The organism is Mesorhizobium sp. M00.F.Ca.ET.216.01.1.1 (assembly GCF_004010325.2).
Classification (GTDB): domain Bacteria; phylum Pseudomonadota; class Alphaproteobacteria; order Rhizobiales; family Rhizobiaceae; genus Mesorhizobium.
In genome coordinates, this window is sequence record NZ_SADR02000013.1 from 38,744 (window position 1) to 59,670 (window position 20,927).

Sequence of the window (20,927 nt, forward strand, 5' to 3'; positions counted from 1 at the left end):
TGAGTGGAGATCTAGCCGTGGCGAAGCGATCCGCACGTGACCTCATCAGGTAGCATGACGGCATGCTATGAACTTTATAGCGGCAGTGCATTGGCTCGATGACGCACTTTGCGACACGGTCTGGGTCAGCATAAGGACCATACGCAGTTTGGGGCAATCAGCATGGATATTCACCACATCCGCTATTTTCTTGCCGTGTGCGAGACACGAAATTTCACGCGCGCAGGCGAAAAGTGCAACGTCACCCAACCGGCGCTGTCGCGAGCCATTCAGCAGCTAGAGGAAGAGGTCGGCGGCCTGCTTTTTCGCCGCGAACGAAACCTCACGCATCTCACGGATCTAGGCGTTCTGCTGCGCCCCCGTTTCCAGCAGATCCTTGACGAACTGACCGGTGTGCGGCAAGAGGCGTCAAGGTTTCTCTGCCTGGAAAATGCCAACCTCAAGGTTGGCGTCATGTGCACCATCGGTCCGCGCCGATTCACCGGCCTGCTGGCCGAGTTCAACAGGCGCCAGCAGGGCATCCAGTTGCAACTGGTGGAGGGCGTGCCGGCATCGCTTTCTCAGTTACTCGAATCGGGTGATATCGACGTCGCCATCATGGCATCGAGCGATAACTTTCCGGATCGCTTCGATGTGACGCCGCTCTATCGCGAGCGCTTTGTCCTGGCGTTTCCAAACGGTCATCGACTGGCCCGCAACGACAATGTTGCCATTTCCGAGCTCGACGGGGAAAACTATCTCAGGCGCCTGAACTGCGAATATCGCGATCATCTTGCCGGTTTGTGCAGCGATCGCGGGGTGAAGCTCAGGATCTCCTATGCCAGCGAGCGCGAGGACTGGATTCAAAACATGGTCTCCGGCGGCCTCGGAATTTGTTTTATCCCCGAGTTCAGCGCGGTGATCCCTGGTTTGCAGGTGCGACCGGTTATCGACCCTGAGGTCTGGCGGGAAGTATCACTGGTGGTCGTCGCAGGGCGTAGGTTCTCGCCGGCTGCATTGGCCTTCGTGAGCAGCGTCAAGGCACATGGCTGGACGACGAGCGCCATACCGCTGGCAATCCGCAAAACTGCTGCGTGAAATATAGCCCAAGGATTTTCAGGTTCGAGATATGTTTTCTCGTGCCCCCGCATGCCGTCTCGATTGGCCTGCGATAGTTTTCAGGTATCGAATCGAGAGCCACGTGGCATTTCTCTTTAGTCGCTGAGCCGATCATTCTCCTTGTCATGCCCCGCCTCCCGCGTTGGGCACCGACAAAGGAGAAATACGATATGGCTTCCAAAGCACTTGCTTCCCGCGCGCCGCTCAATCTGGCGCTAGCGCTTGGATTTCTTTCCGCGGTTGCGGCATTTTCTGTGGCGCCGGCTTTCGCCGGAGACTGCCCTGCAGGGCAAGCCACGACAAAGGACATCCAGGATCATCCCAGCAAGCCTGTAGGTGTTACCGACACCGTCCTTTCTGCCATCGATCTCAGCCCCAAGGGCGACGCCTGGAAAGGTAACATGCTGCGCCTGCGTAAGCTGGTCGTGCAGCCGGGTGGCGTCGTGCCTTGGCATGAGCACACGGTTCGTCCGGCCAACATCCTCGTCGTCGAGGGTTCGATCACCGAATATAGCAGCACCTGCAAGGTGGGGATCGAGCATCCGGCTGGTGACGTCAGCGCCGAATTCGGCCAGCTCGCCCATTGGTGGAAGAACAATGGCAAGGTCCCGGCGGTGCTCTATTCGGCCGACATCCTGCCGCCGGCAACGCACGACGGTCACATGATGTGAGCGCGCCTCGCGGCGGCCGCTTCCTAGCAACAGCAACTGAAAGCGCGTCCTCAGGTAGTCGCCTGGGGACGTGTGGCCAAGGAGCCTCGTTATGACGACAAGCGAACAGACTGAACCGACGCGGCTCCGAATGGTTGCCGCCGACAGTTGGCGCTTCGGCATCATCGCCGTGATTGCGTTCCTCACGCTTGTCGATCTCTTCGCCACCCAGGCTATCTTGCCCTCGCTGGTGATGAAGTTCGGCGTCAGCCGCGCGACAATGGGCCTTGCCGTCAATGCCAGCACTTTCGGTATGGCTGTAGCCGGCATTGCGGTCGCGCTTTTCGGTAGGGGCATCGATCGCCGCAACGGCATCTGGATCAGCCTTGCGGCGCTGGCGATACCGACGACGCTTCTGTCGCAAACCGACAGCATCGTCATCTTTGCGGTGTTGCGCATCATGCAGGGCCTCTGCATGTCGACCGCGTTTACGCTGACGATGGCCTATCTGGCCGAACACTTTTCCTCGCGACAAGCAACAAGTGCGCTTGCAGCCTATGTGACCGGCAATGTCGCCAGCAATTTCTTCGGGCGCCTGATGTCGGCTGCAGTCGCCGATACGTTTGGAATCTCCACTAACTTCCTCACATTCGCCGCTCTCAACCTGATCGGTGCCGCGCTTGTCTGGTTCACGCTACAGAAGACATCCGAAATGATGCGCGCCGATGCTGTGGGCGACCATGCGCGCGCGGCCTGGAAAGGCCCGCTGATGAACGCCGAGCTGCGTGCCTGTTTCGTGATCGGCTTCCTGATCCTGTTCGTCTTCATTGGCACTTTCACTTATGTGAATTTCCGGCTTGTCGCCCCGCCGATATCACTGTCGCCAATGGCGCTTGGCCTAGTGTACTTCGTCTTCCTGCCCTCCATGCTGACGACCCCTCTTGCCGGACGTGTTGCTGCCGGCCTGGGCCCCAGGGTAGGGATTGGCGCTACGCTTGCGCTCGCTATTGTCGGGCTGCTTCTGCTGCTCACAACCAATCTGCCGATCGTCCTGTTTGGAATGGCGCTGATCGCCGTCGGCACCTTCCTGGCGCAGGCGATAGCAACCGGACACGTCAGCCGGACAGCCTCGCGCGACCGCACTGCCGCAAGCGGCATCTACCTTGCTTCCTATTATGCGGGCGGTCTCGCCGGCAGCTTCGTCATCGGGCAGGTCTACGACCGCGTCGGCTGGACCCCTTGCGTGGCGGTACTCATCGCGGTTCTCGCCGGCGCAATCGGCGTGGCGCGCGTGCTGCAAACACCAAAGCTGTGAAACCTGCCAGCCCAAGAATCTGACAATCCAACAAAGGAGAGTGACATGACAACATATCTGAAAACCATGATCGCCGGCGCAGCAATGCTAGCGGCGATCATCGCCCCGGCAACCGCTTCCGACGGCGTCGTTACGGTGAAGAGCGACTATCCGATCGCCGAAACCGTTGCGCGCATCAAGAAGGATGTCCTCAAGAAGGGCATCATGTTCTTCGGCGTCATCGACCAGTCGAAGCTCGGCAAGAAGGCAGGCAACGATGTCCTGCCGTCGCGGCTGGTGATGTTCGGCAATCCGGCCCTCGGCACCACCTTCATCACTGCCAATCCCGAAGCCGGCCTCGACTGGCCGGTGCGCGTACTGGTCTACCAAACCGCAGACGGCGGGGTGTATGCCGCCTATAGCGATTTCGACTGGATCGCGAAGCGACACGGGATCACGGATCGCGTGGCGCAGTTCAAGATGGCGACGGAGGTCATACAGTCCGTGACCTCAACGATCAAAAAGAACTGAGCGCGAAGATGTGCTCAAGGTCCGCGCGGGTTCAAACCGGTCGTTTTCCGCAGCGGGATTATTCGGCGGCGGCTGACAATGCTCCCAACCGTTCGCCGAACCATTTCTTCTGCGTAGCCTCGCGGACGAGCGCTCCGACCGCGGGCGAATGCCTGCGGCCGCGCACTGTGACAAGGTTGACCTCGCGCCAGAATTCCGGATCGGTAATCGGCAAGGCGACCACTCCAGCGTGCCTGGCGGTATGCTGCGGCATGAACCCAAAACCAAGCCCCGCAGCGATCATCGACAGGGTCCAGTCGTCACGATCGCTCCAGTAGACCGGGTTAACAGTGACGCCCTGCTCGGCCAGTATGGCGTCGGCATAGCCGGCGAATTCGCAATTGTTGCGGTGGATGTAGCTCTCGCTGCTCATTTCCTTCACGTGCACGCAACGTTGATTGGCCAGTCGATGACCCAGATGGACGGCCATCACCATCTGCTCGCGAAAAAGCGCCAAGGAATGCACCTCTTCGTCCGGTATGTTCGACGGCAACGCGTAGATTGCGACTTCGAGATCTCCGGCAAGCAGCCTCCTACGCAAGTTGGGCGCGTCGGCGTCACATAGATGAAGCTCCACGCCTGGATGGCGAGCGCGGACCGACGAGATGAGCTCAATGACCTCATCGGGAGCGATAGTGCTCATGATGCCAACCCTCAGTGGCGTCTTCTTCAGATGCACATACTCGTCGGCAATCTGCTTGGCCTGGCGCGAATTCTCGAAGACGCCCTGAAGATAGGTCTCGACCATGCGGCCGAGCTCCGTGAGGTGAGTGTGTCGTCGCTCGCGATGGAAGAGAGCGCCGCCAAATTCATCCTCAAGCAGCTTGATGGCGCGCGAGAGTGCGGGCTGCGTGACGTTGCACTCCTCGGCCGCTCGGGTGAAATTCAGTTCCCTGGCGACGGCCAAGAAATATCTGACCTGGCTGATCTCCACTGCACGCTCCCCCCATAGGCGCGCATACGGCACGACCCGCGTTGCGACGCAATCTTACAGGGTGCCGGCAGCAAACAAGCCAAGGCAACAGGGCCGCTTCGGCCATGCCCACCGATGCCCTTATCATCGGCTATCGAATCCATGTTTCAACGGCATTTCCGATGCTTTGGACGGGCCGTCATACTCGTCCTCAACTCCAAACCCGGACGCGGAAAGCCGGCGCTCGCTGTTGTCCGGCTGCGGTTCCGATCGAAGGAAATAACCATGCTCACAGGAAAAACGGCACTCATTACGGGCTCAACCAGCGGCATTGGCCAGGGAATCGCCGAGGCGTTTGCTGCCAAAGGCTGCAACATCGTGCTCAATGGCTTCGGCGATGCCGGGGAAATCGAGATGTTGCGCGCGAAGCTCGCCGCCGATCATGGCGTAACCGTCCGCTATGACGGCGCCGACATGAGCAAGGGCGACGCCATAACCGCGATGATGGACAAGGCGATCGCCGAGTTTGGTGCCGTCGACATCCTGGTCAACAATGCCGGCATCCAGCACGTCGCTCCGATCGACGAGTTCCCGATCGAAAAATGGGAAGCCGTGGTCGCTATCGACCTGATGTCTTCCTTCTATACGATCCGGCGCGCGCTTCATGCGATGAAAGAGCGCAAATGGGGCCGCATCATCAACGTCGCCTCGGCCCACGCTCTCGTCGCCTCGCCGTACAAATCCGCTTACGTCGCCGCCAAGCACGGTGTCGCCGGCCTGACCAAGACCGTTGCTTTGGAAGTCGCGGAACAAGGCATCACCGTCAACGCGGTCTGCCCCGGCTACGTGCTGACCCCTTTGGTCGAAAAGCAGATACCGGACACGGCCAAGGCGCGTGGCATCAGCGAACAACAGGTGATCAAGGATGTGCTCCTGGCGGCACAGCCGACCAAGCAGTTCGTGACGGTTGCCCAGGTTGCGGCGCTCTGCCTGTTCCTGGCCTCGGACGATGCAGCCTCGATCACCGGCGCAATCATTCCGATCGAGGGCGGCTGGACGGCCCACTAATCCTCGGAAACCAGGAGCGAAAAGCCCATGAACAAGATCACCCGAAATCCGCCCGTGTCCGAAGCCGAACCGGAGGTCAGCAGTCCGGGGGACAACGCCGCCAAACGCCAGACCGTACTGGTCCTTCAGGGCGGCGGCGCGCTCGGTGCCTATCAGGCCGGTGTCTACCAGGCACTCGTCGAAGGCGGCATCGAGCCGGATTGGGTGATCGGAACGTCGATCGGCGCCATCAACGCCGCGCTGATCGCCGGAAACGAACCGCAAGACCGCCTGCCGAGGCTTCAGGAATTTTGGGACGGCGTCAGCCGGAGCAGCCCGCTCGACGAGTTTTTCCAGATGATGGTTCCAAGCAACATCTTCGCCAACATGGGAACGATCATGCGCGGCATCCCGGGCTTCTTCGAGCCGAATCCGAGCGCCATGTTCGGGGTGAACCGTGAGGTAGGCGTGGAGAAAGCCTCCTACTACACCACCGATCCGCTCAAGCGAACGCTGAGTAACCTGATCGACTTCGACTACCTCAACCGGCGCCACACGCGGTTGACCGTCGGCGCAGTGAACGTCAACACCAGCGAACTCAAGTATTTCGACACCCGTGAGATGAGCCTGTCACCGGCGCACATTATGGCCTCTGGCGCATTGCCGCCTGCCTTTCCGGCTGTCTGCATCGATGGCGAGCCCTATTGGGACGGCGGCATCTATTCCAACACGCCCATTGAGGTCGTGCTCGATGCGCGACCGCGGCGCGATGCGCTGATCTTTGCGGTCAATATGTGGCAACCCCGCGGCACCGAGCCGAAATCGATCTGGCAGGTCATGGGACGGCAAAAGGATCTTCAATATGCCAGCCGCGGCAAGAGCCATGTGGCCCGGCAGGAGCAGTTGCATCGCCTGCGGCACGTTGTGCGCGAATTGGGAAAGTACGTCCCTGAGGAGCGGCGTGAAGATCCGATGTTCAAGGAACTCGCCTCCTATGGCTGCCCTTCTGTCATGCACCTGGTCCGGCTGCTCTCGCCGCGCCTCGACGGCGAAGACCATACCAAGGATATCGACTTCACTCGCTCAGGCATCCGCACGCGATGGCAGGCGGGATACGAGCACGCTCAGCGCGTGCTCTCCGAAAAGCCGTGGGAATGCGACGTCGACATGCTGCAAGGCATCGTGGTCCACGAGTCGGAAGAGTGACTTGTTTCGGCGTGCGGCCACGCCGAACAACGAGATCGAGACGGAGACCCCGATGGAAATCATCACTCCTGGGATGCGGCTGGTTCCAGAAGCAGTGCTGGCCAACGATGCAGCGCTGTTCCGCAAAATTCCGGAAACCCCGTCCCACGCCGATCGTTCACTGCATCGTGTGGTAATCGTTGGCGGTGGCGCAGGCGGGCTGGAGCTTGCAACGCGTCTCGGCCGCAAGTTCGGCAAGCGACGCGTGTCGATCACCCTCGTCGACCGCAACCGCACACATGTCTGGAAGCCGCTGCTGCACGAGGTCGCGTCGGGCACGCTGAACGCATCGAGCGATGCAGTGGAATATATTGCGCATGCCAGCCGCCACCATTACCGGTACCGGATCGGCGAAGTCGTCGGCATCGACCGCGCGAAGCGCCAGGTCTTTGTCGCGCCCAGTTTCGACGACGATGGCAGGCAGATCATTCCGCCGCGGGTGCTCGGCTACGACACCCTGGTCATGGCCGTCGGCAGCGTCTGCAACGATTTCGGAACGCCGGGCGCCATCAGGCATGCAATTGCGCTCGATACTGCCGCCCAAGCTGCCCGCTTCAATCAGCGCATGATCAACGCCTGCTTGCGTGCCAACGCGCAATACGAGCCTCTGTTGCCGGGGCAGCTTCACTGCGTTGTCGTTGGCGCCGGAGCGACCGGCGTCGAACTGGCGGCAGAGCTGCACAAATCGATGCGGGAAATCGCGTCGCACAATCTCGACAACATCGATTTCGACAAGCTGATCCGCATCACGATCGTCGAGGCGGGGCCGCGTATCCTGCCGGCTTTGCCGGAGCAGCTGGCGCGCGCTTCGGCACGTCTGCTTCGCGACCTCGGCGTCCAGATCCGTTGTGGGGTGAAGGTCACGGAAGTGACGGCGGAAGGGGTCAGACTTGGCGAAAAGCTCTTTGTCGCCGCAGAGCTTGTCGTCTGGTCTGCGGGCATCAAGGCACCGGATTTCCTGAAGAACCTTGACAGCCTCGAGACCGACCGCATCAACCGCCTTGTCGTCGACGAGACGCTGCGAGCCAAGGGCGACGAGAATGTGTTTGCCATCGGTGACTGTGCGAATTGCGTTCTCCCCGGAGAGAATGACCCACTGCCGCCGCGCGCGCAGACAGCCCATCAGCAGGCTGACCACCTCGTCAAGGCCATTGCCGCGCGCGTCAAGGGACAGCAGGCGCCGGCGTTCCGCTACCGCGATTACGGCTCCCTGGTTTCGCTCGCCGATTACGGCTCGTTCGGCAATCTGATCGGCGGTTTGAAGATTGGAGGCCTGATTGCCCGGCTGATGTACCGGTCGCTGCACAAGATGCACCTCAAAGCAGTGCACGGCACTCTAAAGACCGCGCTGGATACGTTCGCTGAGATCCTGGCGCGCCGCACCAAGCCTCGGGTCAAGCTGCATTGAGCATCGGAGCGCAACACGATGAAAAAATATGATGTCGTGATCCTTGGCGGTGGCAATGCCGGAATGGGCGTGACGGTCGCGACTCGCGCGGCCGGCTTGTCGGTGGCAATGATCGAGGCTCGCGATCTTGGCGGCACCTGCCCCAATCGTGGATGCACACCGAAGAAGGTTCTCGTTGCCGCCGCGCATGCGCTCCATGACATCGACCACGCCGCTGAGCATCAGATCACCGTCAGCGAACCGTCACTGAATTGGGCAGCGTTGATTGATCGCGAAAAGGGGATGGTCAGGGAGATTCCTGACCGCCTTTCCGGCTTGATGGCGAAGCGCGGCGTGGACGTTATCTTCGGGGAGGCTGCATTTGCCAGCGGCAATGAGATCAGCGTCGGCGGGCGAAAACTGGAAGCCAAGAACATCGTCATCGCAACCGGCTCGAAGCCGCGCTCGCTGCCCATCCCAGGCGCCGAGCATATGATCACTTCCGATGACGTACTGAACGATCCTGTGCTGCCTGATGCGGTCGTATTCGTTGGCGGCGGCGTCATCGCCTTCGAGCTAGGTCATGTGTATGCGCGCGCCGGCGTCAAGGTCACCATCCTCGAGGCGCTGCCGCATCTGCTCGGCAGTTTCGACACTGATGCTGTCGCACAGATCTGCGGCGAGGGTGAGCGCATAGGTATCCGTCTGCACACACTTGCCTGGGTCAAAAGGATCGACAGCGTCGACGGTCGCTTGCGCGTGACGTTCGCAAAGGAAGGTCGCGAATGCGTGATGTACGCCGATCGGGTGGTCAACTGCGCCGGCCGAATAGCCAATGTCGACGGGCTCGATCTTGGTGCGGGCGTTGTCGTGCATCGCGAAGGACGCATCGAAATCGACGACTACCTGCGCTCACGCTCGAATCCGGATGTCTATGTATGCGGCGATGCCTTGTGGAATTCCCCACAGTTGTCACCCGTGGCGACCTACGAGGGAGCAATCGTCGGCCGCAACATTGTCGATGGGCCAAAACACCGGCCGGACTATGCGCAGATACCGACGTCTGTCTACACCATTCCGGCGGTTGCCAGTGTCGGACTGACTGAGGCCAAAGCGAAGGAGCAGGGGCTTGCCGTCACAGTTCACGTAAACGACATGCGGGGCTGGCTGTCAGCCAAAACCTATGCCGAGACGGTGGCATGGTCGAAGATCATCGTGGAGGCAAAGACAGATAGAATCCTGGGCGCCCATATGGTGGGACATGCGGGCGAGGAGCTTATCCACCTCTTTGCGCTTGCGATGAAACACGGCATCACGGCGTCGCAACTGTCCGAAATGGTTTATGGTTTCCCGACATTCTCATCGGATATCAGGAACATGATGTAACGAATTGGGCGGTACGTGCGAACAGGATGCGACCGTTGGGTGCAGGAATGCACGCCACTCATGGAAATCATGTGAAAAGAGCATGGCCTTGGTCATGCGTCTTCGATGATAGGCTGGATGCGACCTATGAAAGTGCCGAAATGGTTGCCGATGACGAGGCTATGACGTTCGAACAGTCCGTGCAGGCTGCCATTGAACTTGATGCGCCGCTGAATGAGCGGCTGGAGGTGGTCGCAAGGGCTGTCCGCCGGCTCAACGCTGATTTTGCCGATGCGGTAGACCGCCTGGTGGCGCGCTTGCAGGAACAAGGGATGATGTCGCCGGCCCCCGGCGATGTGATGCCCGCGTTCCTCCTGCCTGACGACAGCGGCAAACTGATCGGATTGGCGGATCTCCTTGAGCAGGGGCCGGCGGTAATAACCTTCCAGCGCGGTCACTGGTGCCCTTATTGCCGCTTGAATGCGATCGGGATCGTGGAGGTCCAGGAGGAGATTGCCGCACTGGACGGCCAAGTGGTGGTGATCATGCCGGAACGGCGCAGGTTCGCGAAGGCGATGAAGGCTGCGGTAGGCGCCCAGTTTCCATTCCTGATCGACATAGACAATGGCTATGCGCTCTCACTCAACCTTGCGATCTGGGTCGGGGCTGAGATGGAGAGGTTGATGGGCGTTGGTTATGATCTCCCCAGCTATCAGGGTAACGCCAGCTGGTTTCTTCCGATCCCAGCGACTTTCATCGTCGGTACGGATGGGCGGATCACAGATCGCTTCGTCGATCCGGACTACCGCCGGCGAATGGATATCGATTACCTGATTGCGGCGCTTAAGCGGGCTCGCTAACGCCAAATGACGACCAGTCGGTCGATCGCAAGAGGTTGAGCAGCGTCGTTGCAACCGGCGAACGATGCCTGCCTGCGACCGCATACACGGCGACGGTCCGTGAGATCTCGACGTCTCGCAGCCTGAGCCTGCGGATGTTCGGCGACCGCGGCGCTGTCATGGAGACGAATCCCACACCGGCGTTGGCCTCCAGCAGCGCCAACAGGTCGTGGTCAGTCTCGACTTCATGGGCGGTTCGGGGCGTCAGCCCTTTCGCAGCGAGGCACCGAGATAGCTCCTCGCTTGTCTCCCAATCGACCCGGCTGAGCACCGGCTCACTGGCGAGTTGGCTTACCATCACATCCGATTCATTGCGGCGGCCGAGCGGGTGCTCGGAGTTCACCACCAGCTCGATCTCCTCTTTGAAAAGCGGCCAGATATCGAGCCGGTCCCAGGCCGGACCGAGGGGACCAGCTACCGCCAGTTCGACATCACCATTTTTCAGCGCATCGACTACCGTCGTAGGCGAGCCGCGGCTGATCTTGAGATGCACACCCGGATAGGCTCGGAAAAGTTCCGTAAATGGCGAAACAAGCAGCGCTATGTTGACGCTGTTGGAGATGGTGACGTTAAGAGGCGCGACGTCGCTGCTTTGCACGGCCTTGGCGAGTGATTTCGCAGAACTGGCGGCGTCATAGCATTGCTGCAGCAACGGCAGCATGCGCCGTCCAAGTTCGGTCAGGTGGGAGTGCTGGCGCTCGCGTCGAAGAAGCTCGCCGCCCAGTTCGTCTTCAAGCGTCTTGATGGCGCGTGTCAGCGCAGGCTGCGTGACATTGCATTCTTCGGCCGCCCTGGTGAAATTCAGCGTGTTCGACAGGGCCAGGAAATAGCGGACCTGCTGCATCTCCATGAACTTTCGCCCCCCTCAGCGAAATAGTCGATCCGGAATTACGGCTTTTTTGCAGACTAACGCAATGGAAGGCATGAGGCAAAGGCGGGCGAACAGCGGGCTTTTACTTCTTGGCGAAAGGTCGGTGGCGAACGCATGTTCCAACGATTCGCTATCCCAATCGCAATCCTTCGCGGCCATGGCAGATATGGTTGCGAATGCGCCGGGCGCCCGCCTGCGGGGCCAACGCCGGCACGCGTTGAAGTACAAACACTCGCCTCGATCAGTCCCTGCTGGCCGAGATCGAAGCCATCGGCTGATCGATGCCCTTGAAGATGGCGCACAAGCTTGCGTACTTCCGCGTGCCGGATTTCCTTTGACCATGTCGCGCTTGCAACCTCGGGGGCGGCATTTGCTTCAGGCTGCCGTTTGCCAAAGTAGGGTGATCCAAAAAGGGCGCTCTTCTCAAAGGCCTTCATCCCAATACGGCGTGCGCCCGATGCACAGCGCAAGGTGGTCGACGAAGGCACGGACCTTCATCGACATCAGCCTGTTGCCGGGATAGACGGCATAAATCGTGCTGGCTGGAGGCTCCCAGGCATCAAGCACGCGTCGCAGCGCACCCGTACGCAGCGGCTCCGCGACCGCCCAAGTGGGCAGTAGGGCGATGCCGATGCCGTCGAGCACTGCTGCGCGCAGCATCTCGGCATTGTTGCTGCGAAAGCTGCCGCCAACGGCCACCCGCACCTCGCCACGTTTGCCGGCAAGGCGCCATTCGTCGCCCCAGGGCAGCAGGTTTGTGCAGAGGCAGTTGTGCTTCGCAAGGTCGCCCGGCTCGCGCGGCACCCCATGCTCATTGAGATAGGCGGGCGTAGCACAGGCGACGAGCCGGGATGGTGCGAGCTTGCGCACGACAAGCGGCGAATCCTCGAGCACGCCGATACGGATCGCCAGATCGAGCCCTTCGTCGACGAGATTCACATGCGCCGGGCTCAAGGTGATATCGACGGAAAGTTCCGGATAGCGCCTCAGGAAGTCCGGGACGGCCGGCGCCACATGCATCCAGCCGAAGCTGTCGGGCGCCGAAATGCGAAGCGTGCCGCGCGGCTCGCGCTGCAGCGCGCTCGCTGCCTGCTCAGCAGCCTCGGCTTCGGCAAGGATCCGCGCACAGTGGCGGTAGTAGGCTGCGCCCGCTTCGGTCATCGAGAGTCGACGCGTGGTGCGGTTGAGGAGGCGAATGCCCAACCGCTCTTCGAGCCGCTGCACATGGGCGCTGACAGCGGATTTGGAGATTCCGAGCCGATGTGCCGCAGCCGAGAAGCTGCCGCTGTCCACCACGCGAGCGAACGCGGCGATGCCATCGAGCGGGTCCATAAGTTAATTGTCCTGAAATCCGGACAGGAAGTCCACACAATTCCGGCTAATCGACGGGCGAGAACGGGACTATCGCTTGGTCAGCCACCCGAACCACAGGAGATGGACGATGGATGTCAAAGTCGCAGCAACTGAACCGTTCGTTCGCGAGCCGGCGGCCGGTTCGACGCTCAACGTTCTGGGCGTCACCCATATCTACAAAGCCACCGGCGCTGAAACGGCCGGATCCTTCTCGCTCTGGGAGGCGGTCTTTCCGCCGGGCACGGGTGCGCCACCGCACACCCATGCTAGTGAGGATGAAGCCTTCTATGTGCTGAGCGGCGAACTCGTCATCGAATTCGAAGGCGAGTCCGCGCCGCACCGCGTTGCGCCCGGCGGCTTCTTCTTCGGCGCACGCGGCCGGCGCCATGCCATCCGCAATGTCGGCGACAAGCCAGCCCGGGTGCTCGTCCTTTGCGCGGCGAGTTGCGGCCTTGACCAGATGTTTGCCGAACTGGACGCCGCGACCGCCGCCGGCATGCCGGAAATGGGAAAGCTCGTGGCCATCGCCGCCAAATACGGCGTTACCATCGAGCCGCCGGCTGCCTGAGATATCGTTCCAGACAGTCGGCGGCGTCCGGTCGAACTCTATGCCGCTGGCTCGGCAAGCCCCACCGGTAGCGGCATCAAGATTTTCAGCTGCGCGAGCAGCCATGCCCCTTTGTTTTCTTGTCCATGGTCAGCTCGCAACGCGAAAGGGATTGACGATGCGCAAGCCTTCGTCGAGCGCCATTCCGTGCTGCATATCCTCCGACCAAAGTGTGTCGCAACCGGCGTGAATCGCTGCGGAGGCGATCATGGCGTCATAGGTGGAAAGGCCATACCGCTCGGCGAGCCTCAATCCTGTTTCGTGGGTCTCGAGCGTGAGCGGGTGAACCGTCAACAGGCCGCGCAGTGTGGTAAGCAGCGCATGTGTGTCGGCCCAGGACATTTGCATCTTCCGACGCGCGACGTTGGCGAGTTCATTGAGAACCTGCACGCTGATTGCTCCCCCAGCGGCGATGGCCGCCTCGGCCCGATCCGCCTTCGCCGTATCGCCTGACACGACATAGACAAGGACATTGGTGTCGAAAAAACTAACGGGCATTAGCCTCGTCTCGATCGAACTTGAAGTCAGCGGGAAGCCGACCGCGGAAGGCGCGGAGACGCTTCAGCAACTCATCGCGCCCGGGCTTGCGCGCGACGCCAAGCTGGCGGGCGTCAGCGACATGGATTTCGATCTCGTCGCCCTCCCTGAGCTCAAGCGCTTCGACCACAGCGGCAGGAAGGCGGACGGCGAGACTATTTCCCCATTTGGCGACCTGCATGTCATTCCCTCCTTTGGATATACGATGGAAGATATGTATATCCAGGAGTTGTCGAGGTCAAGGATCGTCGGATGTCGCCATAGACCGCGTATGATTGAGAGGTTGTCGACGATCTTCTCTTCGTTGGCCCAACGAGACGATTCTCGCCGGAGCTTTAGTCCTCGGAGCCACCGCCCGCCGCAGAGGCTCGCCTGGGCCGGCGGACGGCTCGCACCTTGCCGCTGCTTCCGCCGCCGCAGAAGAACTGATCGTTGCCATCGGACTCGAGCCCCGACACGCCCACTCCGGGCGGCATCTCGAGCTTTTCCAAAACCTCTCCCGTTCGAGGATCGATACGCCTCACATCGCTCTCGTCACCTTCCCAGGTGCCATGCCAGAGCTCACCGTCGACCCAGGTGACCCCGGTAACGAATCGATTCGATTCGATGGTGCGAAGAATCATCCCTGTCTGGGGATCGATCTGATGGATCCTCCGGTCCTGAGCCTGCCCCACCCAGAGCGTCCCTTCGGCCCACGCGAGCCCGGAGTCGCCGCCACCGCCGGGCGCCGGAATGGTGGAAAGCACACGGCCGGTCTCAGGATCGATCTTCTGGATGCGATCCTCTGCGATCTGGAACAGATGCTGGCCGTCGAATGCCGTTCCCGCGTGTGCTGCGACCTCGATCGTGCGCACCGCCTTGCCGCTTGCCGGATCGAAGGCGTTCAGCCTGTCTCCCGAGGCGAACCAGACGTTCTGGCCATCGAAGGTCAGGCCAGCCACACGCTCGGCGCCCGGAAAGGGTCCATATTCGCGGAGGATTTCGGCAGCGGTCGGTTTCATCCGTGCGTCCTAAAGCATTTTGTAGCCAGATGGAATCATCGGTGTCCGCATAAATCCGGCAAAACAGATAATTAGAGCGATTATCCGGTTCCGGACGAACCGAGAACTGCTCTAGTCGTTCGGCAGCGGGCCGGGGAGTAACAAGATTGTCGGGAAACCCGGCACCTGCGGGGTCATCCAGCGAAGCGCCCGCCCACGCCCGAACGACTGCACCTTGCCCGCCTGCGCCAGCTGCTCCAGCGCCCGTTGCACAGTGCGCGGGCTGGCGCCAAGCGCGATCGCCAGGGCTGAGCTCGACCATGGCTCGCCATCGGCAAGCAAGGCCAGCACCTGCGCATTCTCTTCGTCGGCGGGCGGCGCCAGTACCACGACCGCGCCGGCGTGGCGCGATGAGAGCGCGAAGCCGCGCTTCGTCGCCTTCACCTGTGCGAGCATGCCAAGCTCCGCACGCAGCCGCCCGGCCTCGACCCGCAGCCGAGCGCGATGCGATTCATCGGCGTCCTTTCCCCGGAAGGCGCGTGCGATGAGCGTACTTCTTGCCACGTCCGAGGGCCAGGCTTCAGCCAGCGCGCGGGCCAGCGCGAACAGCACCGGGCGGGTCGCCAGCGAGATCACCGTGCCTGCATTGCGAACGACGTTGCGGCAGGCATCAACCACCAATGCCCCCGATGTCAGCAGCGCCTCAACCTCTTCAAGCAGCAGCGGGCGTTCGCCGCCGCGCGCGATGAGGCGCGCCACCGGCGCGTCCAGCACCAGCGATGCGCTCTCCACCTCGGCCATCAGTGCCGGGATGCCAGACGCGCCCGCGGCCTGCGCCGCGCGGGCGAGTGCTTCGCGTGCCGGCCTGGTCCGCAACCGCCGGATGGCAATGCCCGCGACCGCCAGTTCGTGGGCGGCCCGCGATGCCGGTGGCAGCGGCGAAGGGTCGAAGCCGTCCAGCCTGCGCTCGGCCTCATCGAGATGGCCGATCAAAAGCAGGCGCCGCACAGCGAGATTGCGCGCATGAGCGGCGTTGACGCGGTCGCCATGCGCTTCGAGCGTAGCGCGCGCCTGATCGAGCGCCTTGACCGGCCAGGAGAGGTCGCGCGAAACGAGCGCGATCTCAGCCTCGGCCACGACACAGCGCGCGCGGGCCACCGCCTCCCTCGGGCTGAACGCGCGCGCCGCACTTTTCAGCAGCGCCTTCGCTCGGACGAGATCGCCGAGTTGCGCCATGGCGATGCCGCGCAGCGCCAGTGCCGGCGCGTCGTTGCGCAGGGCAACCCGCTTCAAGGCGCCGAGCGGATCACCCGCCGCAAGCGCATGCGCCGCAGCGGTGATCAGCGAGTCCATCGGAATCCCGTCACACTTGTCACTCCCATGGTTCCGATGACCAGCCCTAAGTTTGTCCCGTGACCAACCCAGTCCTATCGGGAACGGCAACTGTAGCCAACCTGAATTGCGGCGCGATTGCGGACTGAGTTCGAACGCAACGACAGGCACTAGGAGACGGCAATGAAGATCGCAGATTCAACAATTCTGGTGACTGGGGCCAATCGGGGCATCGGTCGGGCACTGGTCGAGGAAGCCTTGGGGAGAGGGGCGAAGCGCGTCTTTGCCGGAACGCGCAAGCCCATGGCTCACTCGGACCGGCGCGTTACATCTCTGACCGTGGACGTGACGAGCGCAGCGCAGATTCGGCGAGCTGTCGAGGAGGTCGAATCTCTCGATATCCTCATTAACAATGCCGGCGTATCGCCTTTCGATGACCTCAGCGATCGTCGTGTGCTCGAACAACTGCTCGCCGTCAACCTCTTCGGCCCGTATGACGTGACCCAGGCTCTCCTGCCGTTGCTGGTTAGGTCGCGGGGAGCCATCGTCAACGTTCTGTCGTTGTCGTCGCTTGCCGCCGTGCCGTTCAGTCCAGCCTACTCAGTCTCGAAAGCGGCCGCGTTCTCTCTGTCACAGTCGCTGCGCACTCTTTTGGCTGGACGAGGTGTCAGCGTCCATAGGGTCCTTCCCGGCCCCGTGGACACGGACATGACACGAGATCTGGACATACCGAAGGCCTCTCCGGAGTCTGTTGCGCGCGCAATCTTGGACGGAGTGGAGAAAGGGGAGGAGGAAATCTTCCCAGATTCCATATCAGAGTCCGTGGCGGACGGCTGGCGCAGCAGTGCGGTCAAGGCGCTTGAGCGCCAGTTTGCTGCGTACGCAGAGGCAACGCCCGTCAAGTCATGAGTACGAAAGAAGGAGAAGAACGATGACACACAGGACCGGAACACGTGAGGAGTGGTTGGCGGCACGCCTTGATCTGCTCGAGGCGGAGAAGGAGCTCACGCGCAAAAGCGATGAGCTGGCGCGGCGGCGGCAGGAGCTGCCGTGGGTTCGGATCGACAAGCAGTATCGGTTCGACACTGACGGGGGGAGCGCCTCGCTGGCAAGCCTCTTCCAAGGGCGCTCGCAGCTCCTCGTCTACCATTTCATGTTCGGGCCCGACTACAAGGCAGGCTGTCCGTCCTGCTCGGCGATCGCGGACGGCTTCAACGGCATCGTCGTCCATCTGGAAAATCACGACGTCGCATTCTCGGCGGTGTCGCGCGCCCCGCTCGCCACGCTGCAGGCTTACAAGCGGCGGATGGGATGGACGTTTCCCTGGGCGTCCTCGCTCGGCAGCGACTTCAACTTCGACTTCAACGTTTCGCTCACCGAGGAGCAACAGCGCGAGGGAGCCGCCGAATACAACTACCGGCGCGAGTCGGCATGGGCGGAAAGCGGGATCGGCGACTCACTGACGAAAGGCGGCGAGGGGCCTGTCGCCGAGATCGCGGCCACGACAGGAACCGATGTGGCCACCTACACGCGCGAGCGGCCGGGCATGAGCGCGTTTGTGCTCGAGGACGGCGTCGTCTACCACGCCTATTCGACCTATGCACGCGGACTGGACGGCCTCTGGGGCATGTACCAATGGCTCGACCGTGCCCCTCTGGGGCGCAACGAGAACGGCATCTGGTGGCGCCGCCACGACGAATACGACAAGCGTCGAGCGATATCGCGGGGAGGGTCGCCACAATGATTGGCCAGCCTGAATCTGCAGGGGCCTCTGATGGATGCGGCGGTGCGGCAGCCCTTGGCGCCGCCGACTGGCTGTCCCTCGCGGCTGCGCCGACATTCGCAATCATGGCGCTGCTGACGCTTCTTGGCGGGGCGCCGGATATGATGTGCTCGGCCGCGCAAGATGCGTCACCGCTGAACGGAATGGTGCCGATGTACTTGCTCATGACTGCCTTCCATTCGGCGCCTTGGCTGAAGCTGGTTTCCAGCCGACAACGCGGTGCCCGTTAGCGTGACATCACCTCACGACCTTGTCCGGGCCCCGTCGTCTCCTCGGCGCCGGCACTGTCAGCTGAAAGTACCGCGCTCTTGAGGAGCTTCGAATATGGATGCTGCGGAGCGTCGAGCACTGTGCGGGCATTGCCGGCCTCCACCACACGTCCTTTCTGCATGATGATGATGCGATCGCTGATGTAGTAGGCGGTGGCGAGATCGTGGGTGATGTAGACGATCGACATGCCGAACTCATCGCGGAGCGTCTTGAAGAGGTAGACGATGGACATGCGAAGTGAGGCGTCGACCATCGAAACCGGCTCGTCGGCGACGAGCAGAGCGGGCCGGGAGATGAGTGCGCGGGCGATCGCGGTGCGCTGCAACTGGCCGCCGGAAAGCTCGTGCGGGAAGCGTCCGCGGATTTCGGCGAGCGACAGGCCGACCTGCCGCAGTGCTTGGTCGCACGCGCTGTCCATCCTGTCCGAGCTTACACGCGCCAGATGGTGAGCCGTCGCGTATAGATAACGGTCGACACGCTTCAGCGGGTTGAAGGCTTCATACGGGTTCTGGAAGATCGGCTGCACCTGCCGCATGAAATCGAGCCGCGCCCGCCGGCCGCGGATTGTCGCGAGCGCCTTGCCGCGGAAGCGGATTGTACCCGCGCTCGCCGAAACCATGTTGAGGATCATGCGGGCAAGCGTCGTCTTGCCGCTGCCCGACTCACCGATGATGGCGAAGATCTCGGGCCGCGACGCGTCGAGCCCGAAGCTCACATCGTCTACGGCCCTGAAGCTTGTCCGCGCAAACAGCCCGCCCGACGAGTAGCTCCTCGTGACGTGATCGAGGTTGAGCAGATCCTCCGTCATTGAACAAGACCGCTCCGCTGTCCCAGGTTTTTCGCGAACATTTGTTCTCCGCCCGGCCGCACGACCGGATTGACCGCGTGGCAGGCGACGCGATGGTGCGGATCGGCGGCGATCATCTCGGGGGCCAGTTCGCGGCAAATGTCCATGGCCAGCGGACAGCGCGGATGAAACCGGCAACCGCTCGGTGGGTCCGCCATGCTGGGCGGCGCGCCGGTGAGCGCGGTCCTGGGCGAATTGTCGCCGATCCGCGGCAGGCTGGCTATCAGGTGCTGCGTGTAGGGGTGCTTCGGGTTTCTGAAAACCTCGGCCGTTGGCGCCTCCTCCACCAGGCGTCCGGCATACATGATGCCTAGCCGATCGGAGATATTGGCGTGAACGGCCATGTCGTGGGTGACGAAGATCATCGACGAGCCAATTTCCCGTTGTGCCTCACGGATCAGTTCCAGCACACTTTTCTGGACAACCACGTCGAGCGCCGTCGTCGGTTCGTCGGCGATGATGAAATCAGGCCGGCAGACCGTGGCGAGCGCGATCGCGACGCGCTGGCGCATGCCGCCAGAGAGCTCGTGGGGATAGGCGTCGAGCACGCTTGGCTTAAGCTGGAGACGCTCCAGATGCGCGATGACGGCGTTGGAGAACTGCTGCTTCGGCAGGCCCATATGGGGAAGGGCGAAATCGTTGAAGGATTCGCGCACGCGCCTGACCGGATTGAGCACGTTCATCGAGCCTTGCGGGATATAGGAAAGATGGCGCCAGCGGATCGACGACAGGGCGGCACGGTCCAGCCGATAGATGTCACGGTCCAGAAAGCTGTAGCGGATAGAGCCGCCGACGACGGTCAGCGGCGGCCGGATGGCCGCGGCGATGGTCTTGACGAAAGTGGTCTTGCCCGAGCTCGATTCGCCGGCAAGCCCATAGATTTCGTTGCGGCCGACCTCAAGCGAGATGTCGTCGACGGCACGCACCTCGCGCTGTGTGCCGAAGTAGCGCATCACGTAGTAGGCGCGCAGGTGCTCGACGGCGAGCATGACCTTCTTCGATCCGTTGGCTCCAGTCATACCTTGCTGTCCATCCGCATCAGCCGGCTCCTCGGATCGATATACTCGTTCATCGAGACCGACAGCAGGTAAAGTCCAAGAAAGGCCATGATGACCAGCGCTACCGGGAAAACGATCCACCACCAGACACCGGCGACCATCGCCGTATGCTGGTTCGCCCAGTAGATCATCGTGCCGATGGTCGGCGTCTCGATGTTGGTGAAACCGATCACCGAAAGGGTCACCTCCAATCCGATCGACCAGTTCATGTTGTTGAGCGTGGTGGAGAAGACGATGGGAAGAACATAGGGCAGATGTTCTTCGACGAGTATCTGGCGGGCGCTCATTCCGGAAAAGACGCTCATTGCCGTGAATTCGCGCGTCCTCAGGCTGAGTGCTACCGAGCGGATCAGCCGCGCGTCGTAGGGCCAGCCGAGCGACGCCATCGCGATCGCGAGCAGGGGCCACGACATCTGGTCGTGCATCATGAAAAAGAACAGCACCAGGATCGGAAACAGCGGGATCACGACGAAGGTATCGTTGATCGTCATCAGGACGCGATCGACCACGCCGCCAGCATAGCCGGCGACCAGCCCGATCAGAAGCGACAGGATGCGGCTCATCAGGGCGACGGAAAGGCCGAACAGGAGCGAATTGCGGATGGCAAGCGTAAGTTGCCAGAACACATCCTGCCCGCGCGAATTGGTGCCGAACGGATAGGCCCAGGAGGGCGGTACGTCCGGAGGCACGACATAGCTGTCCAGCGGCGGATAGGGCGAGAAGAACGAGGCGACCGCGAAGCCGAACACGACCAGGATCAGAATCGTTCCGAGTGCGAACTCGCGATTGTAGCGGAACAGGTCGCGGACGATCTTCAGCAC

At 61.7% G+C, this 20,927-nt stretch carries 23 protein-coding genes; 13 read left to right on the forward strand and 10 right to left on the reverse strand.

Going from position 1 to position 20,927, the window contains the following annotated elements; translation table 11 throughout:
- Nucleotides 1–162 precede the first annotated feature (162 nt).
- The 4 genes from EN859_RS17945 (at nt 163) to EN859_RS17960 (ending at nt 3,573) form a co-directional block, all read left to right on the forward strand.
- Nucleotides 163–1,077, forward strand: coding sequence for a LysR family transcriptional regulator (locus tag EN859_RS17945; RefSeq protein WP_127854323.1), 915 nt, complete (start codon nt 163–165; stop codon nt 1,075–1,077).
- A gap of 191 nt (nt 1,078–1,268) precedes the next feature.
- Nucleotides 1,269–1,769 (forward strand): cupin, encoded by a 501-nt coding sequence (locus EN859_RS17950; protein WP_127854322.1) that lies wholly within the window; start codon nt 1,269–1,271, stop codon nt 1,767–1,769.
- Between the two features lie 91 nt (nt 1,770–1,860).
- Nucleotides 1,861–3,063, forward strand: a complete 1,203-nt coding sequence (locus EN859_RS17955) for an MFS transporter (protein ID WP_127854321.1) — start codon at nt 1,861–1,863, stop codon at nt 3,061–3,063.
- Between the two features lie 45 nt (nt 3,064–3,108).
- Nucleotides 3,109–3,573: a DUF302 domain-containing protein gene (locus EN859_RS17960; protein WP_127854320.1), complete on the forward strand. Its 465-nt coding sequence runs from the start codon at nt 3,109–3,111 to the stop codon at nt 3,571–3,573.
- A 58-nt stretch (nt 3,574–3,631) separates the two neighbouring features.
- Here EN859_RS17960 and EN859_RS17965 read toward each other — a convergent pair whose 3' ends face one another.
- Entirely contained in the window at nt 3,632–4,546 is a 915-nt protein-coding gene (locus EN859_RS17965; RefSeq protein WP_127854319.1) for a LysR family transcriptional regulator, read from the reverse strand.
- Between the two features lie 264 nt (nt 4,547–4,810).
- Between EN859_RS17965 and EN859_RS17970 the strand changes: the two genes are divergently transcribed.
- The 5 genes from EN859_RS17970 to EN859_RS17990 all read left to right on the forward strand — a co-directional run bounded on the left by EN859_RS17970 (nt 4,811) and on the right by EN859_RS17990 (nt 10,429).
- Complete coding sequence (locus EN859_RS17970) at nt 4,811–5,593, forward strand: 3-hydroxybutyrate dehydrogenase (RefSeq protein WP_127854318.1); 783 nt, start codon at nt 4,811–4,813, stop codon at nt 5,591–5,593.
- A gap of 27 nt (nt 5,594–5,620) precedes the next feature.
- Nucleotides 5,621–6,778, forward strand: coding sequence for a patatin-like phospholipase family protein (locus EN859_RS17975; protein ID WP_127854317.1), 1,158 nt, complete (start codon nt 5,621–5,623; stop codon nt 6,776–6,778).
- A 52-nt stretch (nt 6,779–6,830) separates the two neighbouring features.
- Nucleotides 6,831–8,225: an NAD(P)/FAD-dependent oxidoreductase gene (locus tag EN859_RS17980; protein WP_127854316.1), complete on the forward strand. Its 1,395-nt coding sequence runs from the start codon at nt 6,831–6,833 to the stop codon at nt 8,223–8,225.
- A gap of 18 nt (nt 8,226–8,243) precedes the next feature.
- The gene (locus EN859_RS17985; RefSeq protein ID WP_127854315.1) at nt 8,244–9,590 is read left to right on the forward strand and encodes an NAD(P)/FAD-dependent oxidoreductase; all 1,347 of its coding nucleotides are present in this window, start codon (nt 8,244–8,246) and stop codon (nt 9,588–9,590) included.
- 140 nt (nt 9,591–9,730) lie between these two features.
- Nucleotides 9,731–10,429 (forward strand): peroxiredoxin-like family protein, encoded by a 699-nt coding sequence (locus tag EN859_RS17990; RefSeq protein ID WP_127854314.1) that lies wholly within the window; start codon nt 9,731–9,733, stop codon nt 10,427–10,429.
- On the opposite strand, the gene EN859_RS17995 is transcribed toward EN859_RS17990, so the two are convergent.
- Both EN859_RS17995 and EN859_RS18000 read right to left on the reverse strand, forming a co-directional pair.
- Nucleotides 10,413–11,318 carry a LysR family transcriptional regulator gene (locus EN859_RS17995; RefSeq protein WP_127854313.1) on the reverse strand — a complete coding sequence of 302 codons (906 nt, stop codon included), beginning with the start codon at nt 11,316–11,318 and terminating at the stop codon, nt 10,413–10,415. The genes EN859_RS17990 and EN859_RS17995 overlap by 17 nt on opposite strands.
- 444 nt (nt 11,319–11,762) lie before the next feature.
- Nucleotides 11,763–12,671 carry a LysR family transcriptional regulator gene (locus EN859_RS18000; RefSeq protein WP_127854312.1) on the reverse strand — a complete coding sequence of 303 codons (909 nt, stop codon included), beginning with the start codon at nt 12,669–12,671 and terminating at the stop codon, nt 11,763–11,765.
- 109 nt (nt 12,672–12,780) lie between these two features.
- Between EN859_RS18000 and EN859_RS18005 the strand changes: the two genes are divergently transcribed.
- A complete protein-coding gene (locus EN859_RS18005; RefSeq protein ID WP_127854311.1) occupies nt 12,781–13,260 on the forward strand; it encodes a cupin domain-containing protein in 480 nt (159 codons plus the stop codon).
- Between the two features lie 129 nt (nt 13,261–13,389).
- Here EN859_RS18005 and EN859_RS18010 read toward each other — a convergent pair whose 3' ends face one another.
- The 4 genes from EN859_RS18010 to EN859_RS18025 form a co-directional block, all read right to left on the reverse strand.
- A complete protein-coding gene (locus EN859_RS18010; protein ID WP_127854310.1) occupies nt 13,390–13,797 on the reverse strand; it encodes a PIN domain-containing protein in 408 nt (135 codons plus the stop codon).
- The gene (locus tag EN859_RS18015; protein ID WP_127854309.1) at nt 13,787–14,017 is read right to left on the reverse strand and encodes an AbrB/MazE/SpoVT family DNA-binding domain-containing protein; all 231 of its coding nucleotides are present in this window, start codon (nt 14,015–14,017) and stop codon (nt 13,787–13,789) included. Before EN859_RS18015 ends, EN859_RS18010 begins: the two co-directional genes overlap by 11 nt.
- A gap of 154 nt (nt 14,018–14,171) precedes the next feature.
- A complete protein-coding gene (locus tag EN859_RS18020) occupies nt 14,172–14,837 on the reverse strand; it encodes a PQQ-binding-like beta-propeller repeat protein (protein WP_127854308.1) in 666 nt (221 codons plus the stop codon).
- Nucleotides 14,838–14,948: 111 nt separating this feature from the next.
- On the reverse strand, nt 14,949–16,169 hold the full coding sequence (locus EN859_RS18025) for a helix-turn-helix domain-containing protein (RefSeq protein WP_127854307.1): 1,221 nt from the start codon (nt 16,167–16,169) through the stop codon (nt 14,949–14,951).
- A gap of 162 nt (nt 16,170–16,331) precedes the next feature.
- Here EN859_RS18025 and EN859_RS18030 point away from each other — a divergent pair, with 162 nt between their 5' ends.
- Genes EN859_RS18030 through EN859_RS39285 form a run of 3 tightly spaced genes read left to right on the forward strand, consistent with a single transcriptional unit; the run spans nt 16,332 to nt 18,161 of the window.
- On the forward strand, nt 16,332–17,057 hold the full coding sequence (locus tag EN859_RS18030) for an SDR family NAD(P)-dependent oxidoreductase (protein ID WP_127854306.1): 726 nt from the start codon (nt 16,332–16,334) through the stop codon (nt 17,055–17,057).
- Between the two features lie 22 nt (nt 17,058–17,079).
- On the forward strand, nt 17,080–17,892 hold the full coding sequence (locus tag EN859_RS18035) for a thioredoxin family protein (RefSeq protein WP_127854305.1): 813 nt from the start codon (nt 17,080–17,082) through the stop codon (nt 17,890–17,892).
- Nucleotides 17,889–18,161, forward strand: coding sequence for a hypothetical protein (locus tag EN859_RS39285; RefSeq protein ID WP_127854304.1), 273 nt, complete (start codon nt 17,889–17,891; stop codon nt 18,159–18,161). The genes EN859_RS18035 and EN859_RS39285 overlap by 4 nt, the downstream gene beginning before the upstream one ends.
- Here EN859_RS39285 and EN859_RS18045 read toward each other — a convergent pair.
- Genes EN859_RS18045 through EN859_RS18055 form a run of 3 tightly spaced genes read right to left on the reverse strand, consistent with a single transcriptional unit; the run spans nt 18,158 to nt 20,927 of the window.
- Nucleotides 18,158–19,009: an ATP-binding cassette domain-containing protein gene (locus EN859_RS18045; RefSeq protein WP_127854303.1), complete on the reverse strand. Its 852-nt coding sequence runs from the start codon at nt 19,007–19,009 to the stop codon at nt 18,158–18,160. The two genes, EN859_RS39285 and EN859_RS18045, sit on opposite strands and share 4 nt — an antisense overlap.
- Nucleotides 19,006–20,067, reverse strand: coding sequence for an ABC transporter ATP-binding protein (locus EN859_RS18050; RefSeq protein ID WP_245525605.1), 1,062 nt, complete (start codon nt 20,065–20,067; stop codon nt 19,006–19,008). Before EN859_RS18050 ends, EN859_RS18045 begins: the two co-directional genes overlap by 4 nt.
- Entirely contained in the window at nt 20,064–20,927 is an 864-nt protein-coding gene (locus EN859_RS18055; protein ID WP_127854302.1) for an ABC transporter permease, read from the reverse strand. Before EN859_RS18055 ends, EN859_RS18050 begins: the two co-directional genes overlap by 4 nt.

What these genes read in the sequence shown, in the direction of transcription:
- EN859_RS17945 (WP_127854323.1), top strand. Translation starts at nt 163, where the DNA reads ATGGATATTCACCACATCCGCTATTTTCTTGCCGTGTGCGAGACACGA.
- EN859_RS17950 (WP_127854322.1), top strand. Translation starts at nt 1,269, where the DNA reads ATGGCTTCCAAAGCACTTGCTTCCCGCGCGCCGCTCAATCTGGCGCTA.
- EN859_RS17955 (WP_127854321.1), top strand. Translation starts at nt 1,861, where the DNA reads ATGACGACAAGCGAACAGACTGAACCGACGCGGCTCCGAATGGTTGCC.
- EN859_RS17960 (WP_127854320.1), top strand. Translation starts at nt 3,109, where the DNA reads ATGACAACATATCTGAAAACCATGATCGCCGGCGCAGCAATGCTAGCG.
- EN859_RS17970 (WP_127854318.1), top strand. Translation starts at nt 4,811, where the DNA reads ATGCTCACAGGAAAAACGGCACTCATTACGGGCTCAACCAGCGGCATT.
- EN859_RS17975 (WP_127854317.1), top strand. Translation starts at nt 5,621, where the DNA reads ATGAACAAGATCACCCGAAATCCGCCCGTGTCCGAAGCCGAACCGGAG.
- EN859_RS17980 (WP_127854316.1), top strand. Translation starts at nt 6,831, where the DNA reads ATGGAAATCATCACTCCTGGGATGCGGCTGGTTCCAGAAGCAGTGCTG.
- EN859_RS17985 (WP_127854315.1), top strand. Translation starts at nt 8,244, where the DNA reads ATGAAAAAATATGATGTCGTGATCCTTGGCGGTGGCAATGCCGGAATG.
- EN859_RS17990 (WP_127854314.1), top strand. Translation starts at nt 9,731, where the DNA reads ATGGTTGCCGATGACGAGGCTATGACGTTCGAACAGTCCGTGCAGGCT.
- EN859_RS17995 (WP_127854313.1), bottom strand. Translation starts at nt 11,318, where the DNA reads ATGGAGATGCAGCAGGTCCGCTATTTCCTGGCCCTGTCGAACACGCTG.
- EN859_RS18000 (WP_127854312.1), bottom strand. Translation starts at nt 12,671, where the DNA reads ATGGACCCGCTCGATGGCATCGCCGCGTTCGCTCGCGTGGTGGACAGC.
- EN859_RS18005 (WP_127854311.1), top strand. Translation starts at nt 12,781, where the DNA reads ATGGATGTCAAAGTCGCAGCAACTGAACCGTTCGTTCGCGAGCCGGCG.
- EN859_RS18010 (WP_127854310.1), bottom strand. Translation starts at nt 13,797, where the DNA reads ATGCCCGTTAGTTTTTTCGACACCAATGTCCTTGTCTATGTCGTGTCA.
- EN859_RS18015 (WP_127854309.1), bottom strand. Translation starts at nt 14,017, where the DNA reads ATGCAGGTCGCCAAATGGGGAAATAGTCTCGCCGTCCGCCTTCCTGCC.
- EN859_RS18020 (WP_127854308.1), bottom strand. Translation starts at nt 14,837, where the DNA reads ATGAAACCGACCGCTGCCGAAATCCTCCGCGAATATGGACCCTTTCCG.
- EN859_RS18025 (WP_127854307.1), bottom strand. Translation starts at nt 16,169, where the DNA reads ATGGACTCGCTGATCACCGCTGCGGCGCATGCGCTTGCGGCGGGTGAT.
- EN859_RS18030 (WP_127854306.1), top strand. Translation starts at nt 16,332, where the DNA reads ATGAAGATCGCAGATTCAACAATTCTGGTGACTGGGGCCAATCGGGGC.
- EN859_RS18035 (WP_127854305.1), top strand. Translation starts at nt 17,080, where the DNA reads ATGACACACAGGACCGGAACACGTGAGGAGTGGTTGGCGGCACGCCTT.
- EN859_RS39285 (WP_127854304.1), top strand. Translation starts at nt 17,889, where the DNA reads ATGATTGGCCAGCCTGAATCTGCAGGGGCCTCTGATGGATGCGGCGGT.
- EN859_RS18045 (WP_127854303.1), bottom strand. Translation starts at nt 19,009, where the DNA reads ATGACGGAGGATCTGCTCAACCTCGATCACGTCACGAGGAGCTACTCG.
- EN859_RS18050 (WP_245525605.1), bottom strand. Translation starts at nt 20,067, where the DNA reads ATGACTGGAGCCAACGGATCGAAGAAGGTCATGCTCGCCGTCGAGCAC.